The organism is Amycolatopsis sp. NPDC003676 (genome assembly GCF_053587275.1).
The window spans coordinates 1-1,107 of the sequence record NZ_JBSFNS010000392.1; the positions used below are offsets into that span (position 1 = coordinate 1).

At 72.9% G+C, this 1,107-nt stretch carries 1 protein-coding gene; it reads right to left on the bottom strand.

What is annotated here, in order from left to right; all coding sequences use genetic code 11:
* A partial coding sequence (locus ACWDNU_RS46670) for an FAD-dependent oxidoreductase (RefSeq protein WP_449673556.1) occupies positions 1 to 1,001 on the bottom strand: 1,001 nt, incomplete at its 3' end.
* Positions 1,002 to 1,107 lie beyond the last annotated feature (106 nt).

Consider the following 1,107-nt stretch of genomic DNA (forward strand, 5'->3'; position numbering starts at 1 on the left):
CCGGGACCGGTCCAGATCGGCGAGTGATTGCTCAGCCCTTCCGTGTAGTGCCACATGCGATCCCGGTTGACCAGGCGGGCGCCCGCGGCTTCGGAGATGCCGATCATGCGGCCGTCGACGTGGGCCGGGACTCCGGTGATCATTCGCGCCGGCGGCGTCCCGAGCCGGGCGGGCCAATTGCGGCGCACCAGTTCGTGATTGCCGCCGATACCGCCCGCGGTCACGATCACCTGCGCGGCGGTGAACGCGAACTCGCCGACCGGCACCCGGGAGCTGGGGGTGCCGCGGGCGGCGCCGCTGGGCTCCAGGACGGTGCCGCGCACCCCGGTGACCGCGCCGTCGGTGAGCACCAGGCCGTCGACCTGATGGCGGAACCCGACGGTGAGCTGTCGGCCCATGGCCGCGCGCGCCTGCCGCTCGAACGGCTCGACCACCCCGGGGCCGGTGCCGAGGGTCACGTGGAAGCGGGGGACGGAGTTGCCGACGCCGTTGTCGGCCTGGCCGCGTTCGGCCCAGCCCACGATCGGCACCCAGTTCATGCCGAGGCCGCGCAGCCAGGACTGCTTCTCGCCGGCGGCGAAATTCAGGTAGGCCTCGGCCCACCGCTTTCCCCAATAGTCCTCGCCGAGTGCGTCATCGGGTCCGCGGTCCCAGCCCGCGGTGCGGAACCAGTCGCCGCGGGCCAGGTCGAGGGAATCCCGGATCCCGGCCAGCCGCTGCTCGACGGAATCGATCAGGAACAGCCCGCCCAGCGACCAGTGCGCCTGGCCGCCGAAACTCGCCTCCGGTTCCTGGTCGAGCAGCAGCACGCGCCGCCCGGCGGCGACCAGTTCCGCGGTGGCGACCAGCCCGGCCAGGCCTGCGCCGATGACGATGACATCGGCGTCGGCACCGGGTCCGGCCAGGGCGGGGCGAGCGTTGTGCAGCGCCAGGGCAGCGGCGGCGGTGACCCCGCCGAGTGCGAACAGGCCGCGACGGGTCAGGGTGTTTTCAGGAGACATGCAGGGGTCCTCGCGGGAAGGGCACCCGCGGCGGCGCACTTCGAGCAGAGTGCGTTCGCCGTAAACCGCGTCGGCGAGGATCGTCCGCTGCGTGTGCGGATCCGAC